The sequence below is a fragment of the Streptomyces sp. NPDC041068 genome (assembly GCF_040647455.1).
Lineage (GTDB): Bacteria > Actinomycetota > Actinomycetes > Streptomycetales > Streptomycetaceae > Streptomyces.
In genome coordinates this window covers 1-17,435 of record NZ_JBEZCG010000016.1, presented here as the reverse complement: position 1 = coordinate 17,435, position 17,435 = coordinate 1, and the positions used below count along the sequence as shown (strand labels likewise).

General features: G+C 70.2%; 16 protein-coding genes. 8 read left to right on the top strand and 8 right to left on the bottom strand.

What is annotated here, in order from left to right; translation table 11 throughout:
• Positions 1-2: 2 nt before the first annotated feature.
• From AB0B50_RS32240 to AB0B50_RS32230, 3 genes are all read left to right on the top strand, one after another.
• On the top strand, positions 3-356 hold the full coding sequence (locus tag AB0B50_RS32240; RefSeq protein WP_362339342.1) for an antibiotic biosynthesis monooxygenase family protein: 354 nt from the start codon (positions 3-5) through the stop codon (positions 354-356).
• A gap of 80 nt (positions 357-436) precedes the next feature.
• Positions 437-733 carry a hypothetical protein gene (locus tag AB0B50_RS32235; RefSeq protein ID WP_362339341.1) on the top strand — a complete coding sequence of 99 codons (297 nt, stop codon included), beginning with the start codon at positions 437-439 and terminating at the stop codon, positions 731-733.
• A 122-nt stretch (positions 734-855) separates the two neighbouring features.
• Entirely contained in the window at positions 856-2,412 is a 1,557-nt protein-coding gene (locus AB0B50_RS32230; RefSeq protein WP_362339340.1) for a CehA/McbA family metallohydrolase, read from the top strand.
• 58 nt (positions 2,413-2,470) lie between these two features.
• Here the strand turns inward: AB0B50_RS32230 and AB0B50_RS32225 are convergent, their stop codons facing one another.
• Positions 2,471-2,881 (bottom strand): ATP-binding protein, encoded by a 411-nt coding sequence (locus tag AB0B50_RS32225; RefSeq protein ID WP_362339339.1) that lies wholly within the window; start codon positions 2,879-2,881, stop codon positions 2,471-2,473.
• A gap of 207 nt (positions 2,882-3,088) precedes the next feature.
• Between AB0B50_RS32225 and AB0B50_RS32220 the strand changes: the two genes are divergently transcribed.
• Complete coding sequence (locus AB0B50_RS32220) at positions 3,089-3,967, top strand: helix-turn-helix transcriptional regulator (protein WP_362339338.1); 879 nt, start codon at positions 3,089-3,091, stop codon at positions 3,965-3,967.
• 18 nt (positions 3,968-3,985) lie between these two features.
• On the opposite strand, the gene AB0B50_RS32215 is transcribed toward AB0B50_RS32220, so the two are convergent.
• The 6 genes from AB0B50_RS32215 to AB0B50_RS32190 all read right to left on the bottom strand — a co-directional run bounded on the left by AB0B50_RS32215 (position 3,986) and on the right by AB0B50_RS32190 (position 11,759).
• Positions 3,986-5,470 carry an aldehyde dehydrogenase family protein gene (locus AB0B50_RS32215; RefSeq protein ID WP_362339337.1) on the bottom strand — a complete coding sequence of 495 codons (1,485 nt, stop codon included), beginning with the start codon at positions 5,468-5,470 and terminating at the stop codon, positions 3,986-3,988.
• Complete coding sequence (locus AB0B50_RS32210; protein WP_362339336.1) at positions 5,467-7,206, bottom strand: D-aminoacylase; 1,740 nt, start codon at positions 7,204-7,206, stop codon at positions 5,467-5,469. The genes AB0B50_RS32215 and AB0B50_RS32210 overlap by 4 nt, the downstream gene beginning before the upstream one ends.
• 119 nt (positions 7,207-7,325) lie before the next feature.
• Entirely contained in the window at positions 7,326-8,453 is a 1,128-nt protein-coding gene (locus tag AB0B50_RS32205) for an LLM class flavin-dependent oxidoreductase (RefSeq protein WP_362339335.1), read from the bottom strand.
• Between the two features lie 166 nt (positions 8,454-8,619).
• Positions 8,620-9,405 carry a glucose 1-dehydrogenase gene (locus AB0B50_RS32200; protein ID WP_362339334.1) on the bottom strand — a complete coding sequence of 262 codons (786 nt, stop codon included), beginning with the start codon at positions 9,403-9,405 and terminating at the stop codon, positions 8,620-8,622.
• A gap of 18 nt (positions 9,406-9,423) precedes the next feature.
• The gene (locus AB0B50_RS32195) at positions 9,424-10,383 is read right to left on the bottom strand and encodes a TIGR03619 family F420-dependent LLM class oxidoreductase (RefSeq protein WP_362339333.1); all 960 of its coding nucleotides are present in this window, start codon (positions 10,381-10,383) and stop codon (positions 9,424-9,426) included.
• A gap of 134 nt (positions 10,384-10,517) precedes the next feature.
• Positions 10,518-11,759 (bottom strand): amidohydrolase family protein, encoded by a 1,242-nt coding sequence (locus AB0B50_RS32190; RefSeq protein ID WP_362339532.1) that lies wholly within the window; start codon positions 11,757-11,759, stop codon positions 10,518-10,520.
• Between the two features lie 437 nt (positions 11,760-12,196).
• Here AB0B50_RS32190 and AB0B50_RS32185 point away from each other — a divergent pair, with 437 nt between their 5' ends.
• The 3 genes from AB0B50_RS32185 to AB0B50_RS32175 all read left to right on the top strand — a co-directional run bounded on the left by AB0B50_RS32185 (position 12,197) and on the right by AB0B50_RS32175 (position 15,955).
• Positions 12,197-15,175 (top strand): BTAD domain-containing putative transcriptional regulator, encoded by a 2,979-nt coding sequence (locus tag AB0B50_RS32185; protein WP_362339332.1) that lies wholly within the window; start codon positions 12,197-12,199, stop codon positions 15,173-15,175.
• A 206-nt stretch (positions 15,176-15,381) separates the two neighbouring features.
• Positions 15,382-15,561, top strand: a complete 180-nt coding sequence (locus AB0B50_RS32180; protein WP_362339331.1) for a sigma-like protein — start codon at positions 15,382-15,384, stop codon at positions 15,559-15,561.
• 193 nt (positions 15,562-15,754) lie between these two features.
• Complete coding sequence (locus tag AB0B50_RS32175) at positions 15,755-15,955, top strand: hypothetical protein (RefSeq protein WP_362339330.1); 201 nt, start codon at positions 15,755-15,757, stop codon at positions 15,953-15,955.
• A 53-nt stretch (positions 15,956-16,008) separates the two neighbouring features.
• Here the strand turns inward: AB0B50_RS32175 and AB0B50_RS32170 are convergent, their stop codons facing one another.
• A complete protein-coding gene (locus AB0B50_RS32170) occupies positions 16,009-16,866 on the bottom strand; it encodes a hypothetical protein (protein WP_362339329.1) in 858 nt (285 codons plus the stop codon).
• 156 nt (positions 16,867-17,022) lie between these two features.
• On the opposite strand from AB0B50_RS32170, the gene AB0B50_RS32165 reads away from it, so the two are divergent.
• A partial coding sequence (locus AB0B50_RS32165) for a VOC family protein (protein WP_362339328.1) occupies positions 17,023-17,435 on the top strand: 413 nt, incomplete at its 3' end.

Below are 17,435 nucleotides of genomic sequence, written 5' to 3'. Positions count from 1 at the left end.
ACATGACAAATGACAGCCAAGCGACCACCGCTTCGGGCCCGCCCGTCACCTTCATCAACGTCTTCGAGATCGACGAATCCGAGATCGACGGGTTCATCACCGGATGGGAGAAGCGGGTCCAACTCATGGCGGGAAAGCCGGGATTCATCGACTCCCGGCTCCACAGGGCCCGCTCGGCGGACTCCCGCTTCCAGCTCGTCAACGTCTCCCACTGGGAGAGCGAGGAGGCGTACCAGGCCGCCACCGCCGACCCCGCCTTCTCCTCCCGTACGCAGGCCGCGCGCGACGACGCCAAGGGGACGGTCGCCCCGAACCCGGCGCTGTACGACGTCGCCGTGGCGGTCACCGCGCCCTAGTCGTACGCCGGTGACGGAGCGCCCCGGCTGCCCTAGCATGCGCCACGTCGGGGGTACGCCAAGGAAGTCGGGGTTCCGTCATGCGACTGCGCTTCACCACCGCTCTGCTGCTGACCGGCGTGCTGCTCGGCGGCGCCGCGCCCGTCACGGCGTACGCGGCACCCACCACGTCGTACGCCGCCCCGGCGACGTACAGCGCGCACGCCGCGTCGGACACCACCGCGGCCGCCGCACAGACCGGCAAGCAGAAGCCGAAGCCGAGCAAGAAAAAGAAGAAGAAGGGCACGTCCTTCGGGCTGATCATCGGGATCATCGTCGTCGTGCTCGTGCTGCTCCTCCTCATCGCCCTGCTCGCGAAGCGCCGCCGCAAGAGCTAGGCGATGCGCCGCCGCCGGACGTAGGTCCGTCAATCACCTTCCCTTGACGCACAGTTCACGGCTCAATACCAGGGTTGCCCCGCACCACCCACGTCACCGACGACACCCTGGGGAGCCGCAGCATGTGTGAGGACGCCGTACACGCCCAAGACCCCGTACGCCCCGTGCGCAAGGGAATGAACCGGCGCGGACTGTTCGTGACGGGAGCCGCCGCCGCGCTTACGTTGAACAGCGTGAGCTTCGCCAGCGGCGCCGAGCGGCGCGACGCCCCCTCCCCGGGGACCAAGGAGAAGAGGACGGTCCGCGGCACCCTGCCCACCGGGTCGCCGGACTACGTGTACCTGCCGGTCGAAGTGCCGCGCGGCGTACGGGAGATACACGTCGCGTACACCTACGAGAAGCCGACCGTCCCGGCAGGCACCGCGGGCAACGCCCTGGACATCGGCATCTTCGACGAGCGCGGCACGGAGCTCGGCGGCAAGGGCTTCCGCGGCTGGTCCGGCGGCGCGCGCACCGAGTTCTTCATCCGCGCGGACGAGGCCACGCCCGGCTACATCCCGGGCCCGGTGAGATCCGGCGAGTGGAACATCGTCCTCGGCCCCTACACCGTCGCCCCCGATGGCCTTCCGTACGAGGTGACGATCACGCTCACCTACGGAGAGCCCGGCAAGGTGCCGAAGCCGTCCTATCCGCCCGAGCGCGCGAAGGGCCGCGGGCGCGCCTGGTACCGGGGCGACTGCCATCTGCACTCGGTGTACTCGGACGGCAGGCGCACCCTCGCCGAGATCGCGGCGCTCGCGCGTGCGGCGGGCCTCGACTTCATCAACAGCTCGGAGCACAACACCCACTCCGCGCACGCCCATTGGGCCGGCCTCGCGGGCGACGACCTGCTGATCATGCTCGGCGAGGAGGTCACGACCCGCAACGGCCACGTGGTCGCCCTCGGCATGGACCCCGGCACGTTCATCGACTGGCGCTACCGCGCGCGCGACAACCGCTTCGGCAAGTACGCGCGGAGGATCCGCGAGGCGGGCGGCCTGGTCGTCCCCGCCCATCCGCACGCCACCTGCGTCGGCTGCAACTGGAAGTTCGGCTTCGGCGAGGCCGACGCGGTCGAGGTCTGGAACGGCCCCTACACCCCGGACGACGAGGTGTCGCTCGCCGACTGGGACAGCATGCTGGTCGCTTCGGTGCGGGGCGGGAAGCCGTGGATCCCGGCGATGGGCAACAGCGACGCGCACCGCGACCCGGACCGCATCGGCGGCCCGCAGACGGTGGTGCTCGCCGACGACCTGACCCGCGAGGCCATCCAGGCGGGCATCCGCTCGGGCCGCTCCTACATCGCCGAGTCGAAGGACGTGGCGCTGACCTTCACGGCCGCGGGCGGCAACGGCGCCCACGCGGGCATCGGCGAGCGCCTCGCCGTCGACCGCGACGCCCCGGTCACGGTCCGCCTGGAGGTGAAGGGCGCCCCGGGCCGCACGGTCCGCTTCGTCACCGACCAGGGCGTCCTGTTCACGAGCGCCGCGCTGCCGGAGTCCGGCACGGGGACGGTGGAGTGGCGTACGACGGCTTCGTACGCGGCGTACGTACGGGCGGAGGTACGGCACGCGCCGGTCGTGACGGGCCTGCCGGGTCCGCTGGCCGCGTTCACGAACCCGATCTTCCTGGGGCGGTGACCTCCTGAGGGCGCCGGGTCACCGCCGGCGCCCTCGCACGGGCCCGCCGCCGGCGCCCTCACACGGACCCACCGCCGTCCCCCCGAAGGGACAGGTGCGCCCAGACCGTCTTGCCCTCGGCGCGCGGGCGCACGCCCCAGGTCTGCGCGACGGCGTCGACGACCAGCAGACCACGCCCCGCCGCGTCGTCCGGCTCCGGCTTCACCAACTCCGGCATCCGCCACCGGCAGGAGTCCGAGACCTCGACCACGAGCACGGCGTCCCTGCGGCGCAGGGTCAGTTCGAAGAACTCCCCGATGCCCTTGGCGTGGACGACGGCGTTGGTCGCCAGCTCGCTCACGACGAGTGCGACGGTCTCGACGAGCCCCCTCAACATCCACTCCCCGAGCGTCACCTCGACGTACCGCCGAGCGGCGGCGACGGAGTCCCTGCGGAGGCGGAACCTCTGGGTACGCGTACGTCCGGACATGCGTCCTCCAGGGGACAGGCAGGCGGGGTCGTGATCACCATGCGCCGATCAGGCATCACGCCAGGTGACGCACCTCACGGTAGAGGGCGACTCAACCGGCGCGCAATCGAACTTAGAACGCAAAGTTGCGAGTAGCGCCGCGTCCCAACTGTCTGGCAGATAGCTTCAGTTGGCAGCAGACTGGCTACACGCAGTGGAGGAGGTTTCATGCCAGCAGGTGGACGGCCGACGGTCCGCGGTCGGCGTCTCGGAGCCGCCCTCAGGAAGTACCGGGAGGCCGCGAAGCTCGATCAGCAGCACGCGGCGGACCACATCGTGGGCTCCAAGACCAAGGTCAGCCGCATCGAAGCCGGGCTGGTGTCCGCGCGCCCCGGAGACGTGCGGCTCATGCTGGAGCTGTACGGGGTCAAGGACCGGGACGTGCATGCCCGGTTAGAGCAGCTGGCCAGGGACTCCAGCCGGCGCGGATGGTGGATGGACTACCCCTTGGCCGCCGAACCCGAGTACGCGGACATCATCGCCCTCGAAGCGGACGCCACATGCATCCGCACCTGGCAACCGCTCTTCGTCCCCGCCCTGCTGCAGACCGACGGCTATGTGCGCACGCTGATGGAATCCGGCCTCACCGTCCACTCGATCGAGGCGATGGACGAGATGACGGCCATCCGGCGGAAGCGCAGGCACGTCATCGAAGAGAACGGCGCCCGGTTCGCGGCGGTGATCTGGGAGCCCGCCCTCACCTCCCCGATGCCTTCCCGCACAGTGCACCACGAGCAACTTCTCCACATCCTGGACGTGGCCCAACGCGAGAACGTCAGCGTCCAGGTCCTCCCGGCCACCGAATGGCGGGGCGCACACATGGCGTCGCACTTCGTCCAGTTCACGTTCGGCCCGGAGCCGACGCCCGGGATCGTCGCCTTCGACACCACGACGAGCACGGTCCTCCTCGATGACCCGGAGGACATGGCCGAGCACACTCAGATCTTCGAGGCGCTCAGGTTCGCCGCCCTCACCCCGGACCAGACGCTGGCCTTCTTGCACCGGACGCTGCGGGACATCACGCAGGCGGAGAGAGAAGCGGAGTGAGGGCCCCCAAAAACCCCCTCAGCCCGGCCACACGATCGACTGCAGTTCGCTGTACGCGTGCAAGGCGTAGGAGCCGACGTCGCGGCCCACCCCGCTCTTCTTGAAGCCGCCGAACGGCGCCTCCATGTTGCGGGCGATCGTGTTGACGCCCACGCCCCCCGCCCGCAAGCGCCGCGCCACACGGAACCCGCGGGCCACGTCCCCCGACCAGACGTAGTCGATGAGGCCGAAGTCGCTGTCGTCCGCGAGGGCCAGCGCCTTCTCCTCCGCCTCCTCGGGGCTCGCCGCGTCGAAGGGGACGACGACCACCACCGGCCCGAAGATCTCCTCCCGCACCACCCGCATGTCGTTCGTGCAGTCGGCAAGGAGCGTCGGCGCGACGTAGAAGCCCTTGTCCAGACCGGGCCCCGTCGGGCGTTCGCCGCCCGCGACCACTCGCGCCCCCTCCTTGCGGCCCAGCTCCACGTACGACTCGATCCGGTCCCGGTGCGCCGCCGAGATGACAGGGCCGACGATCGTGCCCTTCTCCCTCGGGTCACCGATCTTCAGGTAGCCGATGTACGCCGTCAGCTTCTCCAACAACCGCTCGTACACGCCACGTTGGACGATCACGCGCGTCGGCGCCGTACAGATCTGCCCGCTGTAGAAGGAGAAGGTCGTGCCGATCCCCGCCACCGCCGCGTCCAGATCCGCGTCGTCGAAGACGATCGCCGCTCCCTTGCCGCCCAGCTCCATCAGCTGCCGCTTCATCCCGCGCCCGCAGACCTCGCCGATCCGCTGCCCCACCGCCGTCGACCCGGTGAAACTCACCATGTCGACGTCCGGCGATTCGACCGCCGCCTCGCCCACGGCCACGTCCCGCCCCGAGACGACGTTGACCACGCCCGGCGGCACCCCCGCCTCCTCCAGCGCGGCGGCCATCCCGTACACCGACAGCGGATCCTGCGGCGCGGGCTTCACCACGACGGTGTTGCCCATGGCCAGCGCGGGGGCGACCTTGCCCGCGGGGTTCGCCCACGGGTTGTTGTACGAGGTGATGCAGGTGACGACACCGACAGGACGGCGCAGCGCGAGCGCCCCCACGACGCCCGCCCTCCCCATCGGCCCGGCCTCGTTGATCTGCGGCGGCAGCCCCGCCTCGACCGGTTCCAGGGCCCCCTTCGCATACCGGTGGAAGCGGGCCACCGCCACCGCCACCTGCATGCCCCGCGCCGTCCCCGCCGTGGCCCCACTCTCGGCACAGGCCAGGTCGGCGTGCTGCTCGAAGTCCCTGCGCAGCACGGCCGCCGCGCGGTCCAGGATCGCCGCCCGCTCCTCCGGCTCCGTCCGTGACCAGCTCCCGAAGGCCTCCCGCGCCGCCGAGGCCGCCGCGTGCACCTGCGCCCTGCTCGCCTCGGGCGCGAGGCCGACGACCTCCTCGGTCGCGGGGTTCACCACCTCGTAGTGCCCGGCGTCCGGCTCGGTCCACTCGCCGCCGATGAACAGCCGCTGTCGCTCGCTCACTTGGTGCTCACCGTCCTGGTGTCGCGCCCGGACCGCAGCACCTTCCCCGGCACCGCTCCCGTCACCACGTCCTCGCGGATCGCCTCGACGCCGTTGACCCAGACCGCGTTGACGCCGATCGCCTTGGAGTCCAGGCGAGGGCTGTCGCCCGGCAGGTCGTGGACGAGGGTGGCCTTGCCCGCGTCGATGCGCTCCGGGTCGAAGAGGACGAGGTCGGCGTGGTAGCCCTCGGCGATCCTGCCGCGCTCGCGCAGCCCGAAGAGTTGCGCGGGGTCGTCGGTGAGCATTTTCACGGCCTGTTCGAGGCTCACCAGCTTGCGGCCGCGCAGACAGTCCCCGATGAAGCGGGTCGTGTACGGGGCTCCGCACATGCGGTCCAGATGCGCGCCCGCGTCGGAGCCGCCCAGCATGACGTCCTCGTGCTGCCAGGCCTCCTGCCGCAGCGCCCAGGACTCCGGGTCGTTGTCGGTCGGCATCGGCCAGAGCACCGTACGCATCTCGTCGTTGGCGCAGATCTCGACGAGGCACTCGAAGGGCTCCTGGCCGCGCTCGACGGCGATGTCGCGCACCACGCGCCCGGTCAGGCCCTTGTTCGCCGCCGAGTACGTGTCTCCGATGACGTACCGCCCGAAGTCCGTGAGGCGCCGGAAGACGCCCGCTTCCTTGCTCGCCGCGCGGCGCAGCATCTCGGCGCGCACGTCGGGCTCCCGCAGCTTCGCGATGCGCTCCGGGACGGGCAGGCCGAGGATCTCGCCCCAGCCGGGGATCAGGTTGAGGGCGCAGAAGGTGCCGAGCGACATGTTCATGGGCGTGAGGATCGGCATGGTGAGGGCGACGATGCGGCCGCCGGCCTTGCGGGCGCGCTCGCTCGGGACGAGCTGGCGCGGCACGCGTTCGGGGACGGCGGAGTCGATGGTGAGGACGTTCCAGTTCAGGGGCCGTCCGGCCGCCGCGCTCATCTCCACGAAGAGGTCGATCTCGTCGTCGCTGAACTGGTCGAGACAGCCCGCGACGATGGCCTCGAGCTGGGTGCCCTCGTGCTCGGCGACGGCGCGGGAGAGCGCGAGCAGCTCTTCGGGCGTGGCGTGCCGCGAGGCGACCGGCTCTCCGTCGCCGTCGGAGTGCGTGGAGGACTGGGTGGTGGAAAGGCCCCAGGCGCCGGCTTCCATCGCCTCGTGGAAGAGGCTCAGCATCTCCTCCAGCTGCTCGGGCGAGGGCTGCCCGCCGACCGCGTCGGCGCCCATCACGTACCGCCGCAGCGCGCAATGTCCCACCATGAAACCGGCGTTGACGGCGATGCGGCCGTCCAGTGCGTCCAGGTACTCCCCGAACGAACTCCACGACCAGGGCGCGCCCTCTTCGAGCGCGACCAGCGACATGCCCTCGACCTTGGACATCATCCGCCGCGTGTAGTCGGCGTCCTCGGGCCGCGCGGGGTTCAACGGGGCGAGCGTGAAGCCGCAGTTGCCGCCCGCGACGGTCGTCACGCCGTGGTTGAGCGAGGGAGTCGCGTACGGATCCCAGAACAGCTGCGCGTCGTAGTGGGTGTGCGGATCGACGAACCCGGGCGCGAGCACCCGCCCCCGGGCGTCCTCACTGGTCCTGGCCTCCTCGGCGACGGCCCCGGGTTCGGCGACGATCGCGATCCGCCCGTCCCGTATGCCGACGTCGGCGACGCGCGCGGGGGCGCCGGTCCCGTCGACGACGGTCGCGCCCTTGATGAGGTGGTCGAGCATGACGTTGTCCCTCCCTGTACTGCTGCTCTGTGTTGCCGGGGTGCGGGTGCGGGTGCGGGTGCGGGCGTGCCGGAACCCCGGCTTCCGTCCGGGAGGGGAAGCCGGGGTGGCTCAAGGGGTCAGGAACCCGCGGCCTGCCGGAAGCGCGTGGTGCGGTGCACCGGATCCGTGTCGATCTTCGGGATCACGTGCTCACCGATCAGCTTGATCGTGTTCATCGTGTCCTCGGGCGAGATCCCGATCGGAAGGCCGAAGCTGAGCTGGTCGGCACCCGCCTGCTCCCACCGCTTGCACTGCTGGAAGACCTCGTCCGGGTCGCCGCAGATCATCAGCTCCTCGGCGATGAGCAGCTCGATGATCTCCTCGCTGTACTCGGGGAGCAGCTCGGGCCACTCGGGGATGCCCTCGGGCCGCGGGAAGGTGTCGTGGTAGCGGAAGAGCAGCGACTGGAGGTAGTTGAGGCCGCCGCCGACAGCGATCTCCACGGCCTTCTTGTGCGTCTCGGCGCAGATCGCGGTCGACGTCACCATGACGTTGTCGTTGACGAAGTCGCCGATCGCCTCTGCCTCCTTGACCGCCGACTTGTAGGAGTCGACGACCCACTCCATGTCGGAGACCTTCTGCACGCTGAAACCGAGGACCCCGAGGCCCTTCTTCCCCGCCATCGCGTACGAGGAGGGGGACCCGGCGGCGTACCACATCGCGGGGTGCGACTTCCCGTACGGCTTGGGCAGGACCTTGCGCGGCGGCAGCGACCAGTGTTTGCCCTGGAAGCCGACGTACTCGTCCTGGAGCCACATCTTGGGGAACTCGGAGATGGTCTCTTCCCATATCTCCTTGGTGTGGTTCATGTCGGTGATGCCCGGCATGAAGCCGAGGATCTCGTGCGAACCGGCTCCGCGCCCCGAGCCGAACTCGAAGCGCCCTTCGGAGAGATGGTCGAGCATGGCGACCTTCTCGGCGACCTTCACCGGATGGTTGACCGGCGCCAGCGGGTTGAAGATGCCCGAGCCCAGGTGGATGCGGTCGGTCGCGTGCGCGAGGTAACCGAGGTAGACGTCGTTGGCGGAGAGGTGCGAGTACTCCTCCAGGAAGTGGTGCTCGGAGGCCCAGGCGTACTTGAACCCCGACTTGTCCGCCTGGATGACGTACTCGGTCTCCTCGATGAGCGCCTTGTGCTCCGCTTCGGGGTCGACCTTGGCCCGCTCGGCGGGCACGTATCCCTGTACAAAGAGACCGAATTCCAAGGAGGTTCACCGTCCTCGTGAGGTTCTGACGGTTTCTGACGACCCGTCAGATCGTGATGCGTCGACTGTTTCACCGGCCCGCCGGAGCGTCAATAGCTGACGCATCGTCAGCCAGTGGCCGATGGGGACCTCGTGCGCGTCTCCGGGCTCGGAGGGCTCGGAGGGCTCAGATGACGCTGACGCCCGCCAGCCAGCCGCCGTCGATGACGAACGGCTGCCCTGTGATGTACGCCGAGTCGTCCCCGGTCAGGAAGAGCGCGAGCGCGGCCACCTCCTGGGGCCTGCCGATCCGCCCGAGCGGCACGAGCTTCTTGTACAGCTCCGCGACCGCCTCGCCCGCGGCCACGGGGTCCGCCTCCGGGTCCAGCTGCGCGGGGTTGGTCATGGGGGTGTCGACCGCCCCCGGGCACACGGCGTTCACCCGGATGTTCCGCGGCGCGAGCTCCAGGGCGGCGACCCGGGTCAGCCCGAGCACCGCGTGCTTGGTCGCGGCGTACGCGCCGACGTACGCCATGCCCGTCAGGCCGGTGTAGGAGGCGGTGTTGACGATCGTGCCGCCGCCCGCGTCCCCGATCTCGGGGGCCACGGTGCGCATCCCCAGGAAGCAGCCGATCTGGTTGACCTGGATGACCTGCTGGAACTCCTCCAGCGGGGTGCTGACCAGCTCGTTGAAGCGCAGGATGCCGGCGTTGTTCACCAGGCCGTCGACCTTCCCGAAGGCGTCCTTGGCGGCTGCCACGGCGGCCTGCCACTCGGACTCCGCACCGACGTCCAGGTGGACGTAGAGGGCGGACTTCTCCCCCAACTCCTCCGCGAGCGCCTTGCCCTGCTCGTCCAGGACGTCGGCGATGACGACCCTGGCGCCCTCCTCGGCGAAGAGACGCGCCTCCTGCTCGCCCTGTCCGCGTGCCGCGCCGGTCACGATGACGACGCGGCCGTCCAGCTTGCCCATGAGGTCACTCCCTGATCGCTAGTCATTGAGGTGCGGAGCAACGTCGGCGGCGAACGCCGCCATCTGATCGGTGAGTTCGGCACGGCTCCGGCTGCGGAACCGCACCTGGATCTGGTCGACGCCCATCGCCCCGTACGCCCGCAGGGACTCGGCGAGGGCTTCCGGCTTCCCGGTGAGCGTGCGGCGGCCCACGGACCAGCCGGGCTCGCCGACGTACAGCGCCTCGGTGATGGCGCCGACCGTGATCGACTCCGCGACGCCCGCCTCCTCCCGCAGCCGCTTGAGCCGGGCGATCTGCGCGGGCAGTTTGTCGCGCGGGTCGCCCTGCGGAAGCCAGCCGTCGGCCCTCGTCGCGGCCCTGCGCACGGCGGCGGGCGAGGAGCCGCCGACCCAGATCGGCACCCGCGTCTGCGCGGGGCGCGGCTGCTGGCCGAGCCCGCTGAACTCGAAGCGCTCGCCGTGGTGTTCGGGGTACTCCTCGGGCCCGAGGGCCGCCTTCAGGGCATCGATGGCCTCGTTCAGCACGGGCCCACGCCCCTCGAAGTCGGCGCCGATCGCGTCGAACTCCTCCCGTACGTGCCCGGCGCCGACCCCGAGGATCAGCCGGCCGCCGCTGAGCCGGTCCAAGGTCGCGTACTGCTTGGCGGAGACCAGCGGATGGCGCAGGCCCACGATCGCGACGTGGCTCATCAGGCGGACGTTCTCGGTGACGGCGGCGAGGAAGGAGAGGGTCGCCACGGGGTCGTACCAGACGGTGCTCATCGCCTCGGCGAGACGGCGCGGGATGGCGACGTGGTCGCAGCTCGCCAGGTACGCGAAGCCGGTGCGGTCGGCGGTGCGGGCGATCTCGGCGAGGTCCTCGACGCCCGCTGCCGCCTCCCACGGCTCCGCGTAGAGCGAGCTCTGGGACTGGATCGGGAGCTGCATTCCATGGACGAGGCGCCCCGCAGGAAAGGACCAGCCCTCGGCACCGCTCATGGGAAACCCCACCCCTCAGCTCGATCTGACGGTATGTCATATACGTCGACGGCACACATCGTGGTAGCTGACGGTCCATCAGACAAGGGGTGGGGGACGCCCGCGTCGGACAAGGCGGGACGGGGAATGCCGCGTCAGGCCCGACTGCCGGGACCGGGCCACAACCCGTCGTCCGTGAGCCCCAGGAGGTCGATGGCGTTGCGCCGCACGATCCGGTCCACGACATCCGGGTCGAGGTGCCCCATCTGCGCCTCGCCGACCTCGCGCGACTTGGGCCAAGTGGAGTCGGAGTGGGGGTAGTCGGTTTCGTACAGGACGTTCCCGATCCCGATGGAGTCGAGGTTCTTCAGGCCGAAGGCGTCGTCGAAGAAGCAGCCGTACACGTGGTCGGTGAAGAGCTCCGACGGCGGCCGCGTGACCTTGTCGGCGACGCCGCCCCACCCGCGGTTCTCCTCCCAGACCACGTCGGCGCGCTCCAGGATGTACGGGATCCAGCCGATCTGCCCCTCCGCGTACATGACCTTCAGGTTCGGGAAGCGCTCGAACTTGCCGCTCATCAGCCAGTCGACCATCGAGAAGCAGCAGTTGGCGAAGGTGATGGTGGAGCCGACGGCGGGCGGCGCGTCTGCGGACGTCGACGGCATCCTGCTGCTCGACCCGATGTGCATGGCCACGACCGTCCCCGTCTCGTCGCACGCCGCGAGGAAGGGGTCCCACGCGTCCGTGTGGATGGACGGCAGCCCCAGATGCGGCGGAATCTCGGAGAAGGCGACCGCCCGCACCCCGCGCGCCGCGTTGCGCCGCACCTCGGCGGCGGCCAGCTCCGGGTCCCACAGCGGGATGAGGGTGAGCGGTATGAGGCGCCCGTGGGCCTCGGGCCCGCACCACTCCTCCACCATCCAGTCGTTGTACGCGCGGACCCCGAGGAGCCCCAGCTCCCGGTCCTTGGCCTCGGTGAACGTCTGACCGCAAAAACGCGGAAAGGTGGGGAAGCAGAGGGCGGACTGGACGTGGTTGACGTCCATGTCGGCGAGCCGGTCCGGCACGCTGAACGAGCCGGGCCTCATCTGCTCGTACGTGATGACTTCGAGCTTGATCTCGTCCCTGTCGTACCCGACGGCGGTGTCGAGGCGGGTGAGCGGGCGGTGCAGGTCCTCGTAGATCCACCAGTCCCCGATGGGCCCTTCATCCCCTTTCCGCCCCATCACGGGGGCGAACTTGCCGCCCAGAAAGGACATTTCCTTCAGGGGGGCGCGCACGATCCGAGGGCCGCTGTCCTGGTACTTCGACGGGAGCCGGTCCCGCCAGACGTGGGGAGGCTCGACCGTGTGGTCGTCCACCGAGATGATCTTCGGGAAGGTCTCCGGGCTCTCCATGGTCTCCATACGGCCCACGGTAGCGCCGATCTGACGACCCGTCAGCTACTCGTACGCGGACTCCTGTGGCGGCCAGGGGCATCTCCTGGGGCGGCCGGAGGGCACCTCCCGGGACGACGGAGGGCATCTCCCGGGACAGCCGCAGGGCATCTCCTGGGGCACCTGGGGGCAGAGAAGCCAAGTGGAACCTCGTGCGAGGACCCTGTGAGAGCCGTCTCGCACGGCTGACGCATCCGCCATGAACAAGGCAAACTGGCGGGGTGCAAGAACCAGGGCTCGACCGGGCGGTGACCGAAGCCCGTGCGGGACCCGGTTCCGGCACGACCGGGACAGGGGCCAAGACCCCGCGCCCCGGGCACGACCGACTACGGCAAGACCGCGGGAAGTGCAGTTCCGCGGCCGGCATGACTGGGAACGGCAGGGCGGCAGGGGGAGCGATGGTCGATGTACCGCGAGTACCGGAGCAGCGGCGTCCGGCCTCGGGGAACACCCCCGAGGAGCGGACCGAGGGGCATCCCCCCGAGGTCCAGGCGTCGCGCTTCAGCGTGCTCGGACCGGTGCGCGCATGGCACGGCACGGAACAGCTCAACACCGGCTCTCCACAACAGCGGGCCCTCCTCGCGGCCCTCCTGCTGCGGGACGGGCGCACGGCCACGGCCGCGGAGCTGATCGACGCCCTCTGGGGCGAGGAACCGCCGTCGCAGGCACTGGCTGCGGTACGTACGTACGCGTCCCGGCTGCGCAAGGTGCTGCCTCCCGGAGTCCTCGTCAGCGAGTCCGGTGGCTACTCCGTCCAGGTCGCGGACGGCGGGCTGGACCTCGCGGTGGCCGAAGACCTCTGGTCGGCGGCCGAGAAGGCCCGGAGCATCGGCGACCTGTGCCAGGCGCGCACGCTGGTCAACAAGTCCCTGGGCCTGTGGGACGGCGAGCCGCTCGCCGGCGTCCCCGGACCCTACGCCGAGACGCAGCGCACCCGCCTCGACGAATGGCGCCTCCAGCTCATCGAGTCCCGCCTGGACATGGACCTGGAGCAGGGCTGCCACGCGGAGGCGGTCTCGGAACTGACCGCCCTGACGGCCGCGCACCCCCTGCGGGAGCGGTTGAGGGAACTCCTGATGCTGGCGCTGTACCGCTCGGGCCGCCAGGCCGAGGCCCTCGCGGTCTACGCGGACACGCGCCGCCTGCTCGCCGACGAACTGGGCGTCGACCCGCGCCCCGGCCTCAAGGAACTCCAGCAGCGCATCCTCCAGGCGGACCCGGCGCTCGCGGAACCCTCGGCGGCGGCCCCGGAACCGGCGACGACGGTGGTCCGCCCGGCACAGCTCCCCGCGACGGTCCCCGACTTCACGGGCCGCGCCTCGTTCGTGGACGAACTGAGCGAGATCCTCTCCACCGCCGAGGGCCGGGTGATGGCGGTCTCGGCGCTCGCGGGCATCGGCGGCGTGGGCAAGACGACGCTCGCGGTCCACGTGGCGCACGTGGCCCGCACCCACTTCCCCGACGGCCAGCTGTACGTGGACCTGCAGGGCGCCGGAGCGAGGGCGGCGGAACCGGAAACCGTCCTGGGCGCGTTCCTGCGAGCCCTCGGCACGGCGGACTCGGCGATCCCGGACTCCCTGGAGGAGCGGGCGGCCCTCTACCGCTCGGTCCTGGACGGCAGGCGGGTCCTGGTCCTCCTGGACAACGCGCGGGACGCGGCACAGGTCCGTCCGCTGCTGCCCGGCATGGAAGGCTGCGCGGCGCTGGTCACCTCGCGGGTGCGGATGGTGGACCTGGCGGGCGCGCACCTGGTGGACCTGGACGTGATGTCTCCGGAGGAGGCGCTGCTCCTGTTCACGCGCATCGTCGGCGAGGAACGGGTCACCTCCGAACGGGAGGCGGCGCTGGACGTGGTGGCGGCGTGCGGCTTCCTGCCCCTGGCGATCCGCATCGCGGCGTCCCGCCTGGCGGCCCGCCGCACCTGGACGGTCTCCACCCTCGCGGCGAAGCTGGCGGACGAGCGGCGGCGCCTTGACGAACTCCAGGCGGGCGACCTCGCGGTCAAGGCCACCTTCGAACTGGGCTACGGCCAGCTGGAGCCGGCCCAGGCCCGCGCCTTCCGCCTGCTGGGCCTGGCGGACGGCCCGGACCTGTCCCTCGCGGCGGCGGCCGCGGTCCTGGACCTCCCGTTGGAGGAGACCGAGGACATCCTGGAATCCCTGGTGGACACGTCCCTGGTGGAGTCCGCGGCCCCCGGCCGCTACCGCTACCACGACCTCGTACGTCTCTACGCGCGTGCATGCGCCGAACGCGACGAACAGCCGCCGAGCGAACGGGAGGCGGCGATGTCGCGCCTCCTGGACTTCTACTTGGCGTCGGCGGCGCGGGTGTATGCGATCGAGCGGCCCGGTGACCGGACGGTGGACCACCTGGAGGTCACCGCCCACATGGGCCAGGACTTCAGCGACGACACGAAGGCCTTGGACTGGCTCCACTCGGAGGCGGCCTGCATCTTGGCGTGCGTCCAGCAGTCCCTGGGCCCGCGGACGCTGCGGCGAGCGGTGGATCTGCTGCTTGCGTCGAAGGACTTGGCGGAGTCGGGGGCGAGTTCGCTCCGGTACGAACTGGCGACGTCGGCCGCGCGGGACGCGGCGGCGGCGCTGGGGGATGCTCATGCGGAGGGGAGGGCGAGGGTCACGCTGGCCCAGGTCCACAACAACGCGGGGCGTTTCGAGGAGGCCAAGCGCGAGGCCGAGCAGGCCACGGCTCTCGAGCAGACTCTCAGCGATCCCTGGACCAGCAGCAACGCGCCCAATGAGCTGGGAATCGTCGCCAACTGCCTGAACAGGCCCGCCGCGAGCGAGGTCTACCTGCTCCAGGCGATCGACGCGTTCCGCGCGGACGACAACCGCCCGGGCGAAGCCAGCGCCCTTTGCAATCTGTCCCGTGTCCTGGTCACCCTCGGGCGCACTTCTACGGCGATCGATCTCGTACGACAAGGGATCGCCCTGTACGACGACCTCGGCCTCACCTTCCGTATGGCCAACGCCAGGTACGCACTCGGAATCGTCCTCAGCCACACGGGCCGCCATTCCGAGGCCCTGGACCAGCTGGCCGAGGCCTTGCACGTGTTCGTGGAGAATCGTCAGCGGTTGTGGGAGGGCACAACTCACTACCGCATCGCGCAGGTTCACCTGAAGGCCGGCCGCCCCGCCCAGGCCGCGCAGCACGCGGAGCAGGCGCTCACCACCGGATTCATCGGCGGTGACTGGATGCGGGCCAATGTGCTGACACTGCTGGGGAAGTCCCTCGACGCCCTGAGTCAGCTCGATCGTGCGCGAGCCTGCTGGCGCGAAGCCCTGTCCATTCACGAAAGGGCGGGTGCGCCCGAAACCGGCGAAGTACGCGAACTCCTCTACCCGATCGCGGCGGCCTGACGGAGCCGCTGAGCACGTTCATCGAACGTTTATGAGTGACTGCCACTCTCTACGTATCGATCCGTCGCGTCGGGGGGCAGACGGGTCGCCTTGGGCCCCACAGATAGGGTGAGCGGCCCTGGAACGCCCGTTCGGCGACCCTCGGGGGAGTTGCCGAGCGGGCGTTCTGCCCCAGCGAACCGTCGAACCCAAGGGAGTTCTTGACCATGAGCGACGCAAAGAGGAACGAAGACATCACGACCATGGGTGACAGCCACATGCCCGCCCCGCCGAAGGACGGCAAGGTGAGCACCAAGGGCGACAGCCACATGCCGGCTCCGCCGAAGGACGGCGTGAGCACTCAGGGCGACAGCCACATGCCCGCCCCGCCGGCTAAGGACGCCTAAAGACTGCATTCCCGACGGGGGACCGTTCGGCCGCGGCGGCGCGGAGGGGGAGCCGCCGCGGCCGACGCATGTCCGGGACGCTGGGGCCAACCTGCCGCTCTGTAGTCACTTTTCAGGAAATGCTCGAACATATTCCCGGATTTAACTAGGGTCACAGGGCGTAGGAAGTTCCCCCCGCTTTGTAGGAGTTGGAATGATCCGCACGAAGAAGATGCTCGTCTCTTTCGCCATCGCTGCCGCCGCCACCGGCATAGCGGCGTCCCCGGCATTCGCCGACAGCCACATCCCGACCCCGCCGCGAGACGGACAGACGCCGGTCGCGCCGCTGGGCGACAGCCACATCCCCGTGGCACCGCAGGGCGACAGCCACATCCCCGCTCCCCCGCAGGGCTGACCCGCACCCGAACCGAACGGGGCCGAGCTCACCGCTCGGCCCCGCCTGTTCCGTCAGCGTCCCGCGAGCCGGCGCCGCAGCGAAGTCTTCATCGCCGTCACGAACGATTCCCGCGTCTCCTCGTCCAGCAGGTCCAGGGACAGATACGGGTTCAGATCCTCCAGTTCCACAAGGAGCAGCTCACCACCCCGCGTCCGACACGCGTCGACCCGCTGGATTCCGTGCTCGATCGTGTTCCAGTCGACGAAGCGCTGGGCGAAGGACAGGTCGGCGGCCGTGGGGACGTACCGCTCCAGGCGCCACCGCTCGGCGGGGTCCGGGGCGTGCAGGGCGTACTGGAAGCTGCGGTCCACGAAATAGAACGACACCTCGTACGTGAAGTCGACGCACGGCTGGATCAGGATCCCGGACGAGTCGGCGTCAGGGGTCAGCGCCGACAGACCCTCGGCGTCCACGAACTCCAGGCCTATCGAGTCCGCGCCCAGCTGCGGCTTGACCACGTACGTCTCCGTCTCCGGAAGACGATCCACGTCACGCGGGTCGTCCACGGTCGGGATCACCGGATACCCCGCGGCCGTCAGATCGAGCAGATACCGCTTGCCGACCTGGTCCGCACGGCCGGTCAGCTGGTTGTAGACCCGCGCCCCGCACGCCGCCGCGCGTCGCGTGAAGTCGTCCCACTGCTCCTGGTAGCCGATGACCGGGCCGCTGTTGCGGACCACGACCGTGTCGAAGGCACCGGTCTCCATCAGGGGCGCGGCGTCCAGCGGGTGGCACAGGGCGACGTCGAAATCCTCGCGGAGGCGTGCGGTGAGGTGGATGTCCTCGTCGCAGTAGCGGCGGCCTTTGGCCTGGTAGGCGAGGTCCGTGACGAAGAGGATGCGGGGCCGGTGCGGTGGTGCGGTGTTCATCGCCCCATCGTGTCAGCCACCGGACGCCCACCCCCGGCTCGCCCCCACGTCGAAGCCCGGGGCCCAACGGCCCGGCGGCCCAGTTGCCCGGCGCCCCAGCGGCCCGGGGCGAAATCCCGTCGACAGCCCACCGCCCGAACGTTCATAGTGCCGCCCATGACTTCTCTCGTGCGCCACCTCACGTTCGACTGCCACGACGCCTACCGCCAGGGCACGTTCTGGGCCGAGGTACTCGGCGGGAAACTCGCCGACGACGACTTCCCCGGCGACCCCGAGGCCCTGGTGGAGGCCGACGGCATCACGCTGCTCTTCGTGACCGTGCCGGACGCCAAGACCGTCAAGAACCGCGTGCACGTCGACCTCCAGCCGCAGGACCGCACCCGCGACGAGGAGGTCGAGCGGATCCTCGCGCTCGGCGCGACCCTGTTCGAGGACCACCGCAGGCCGAACGGCCGCGGCTGGGTCACCCTCACCGACCCCAACACTCCTGACTACCAGTTCTACGGTACCGCCCCACCAGTCCCCGGAACAGCAGAAAGCCCCGTCCAACTCGCGGACGGGGCTTCTTT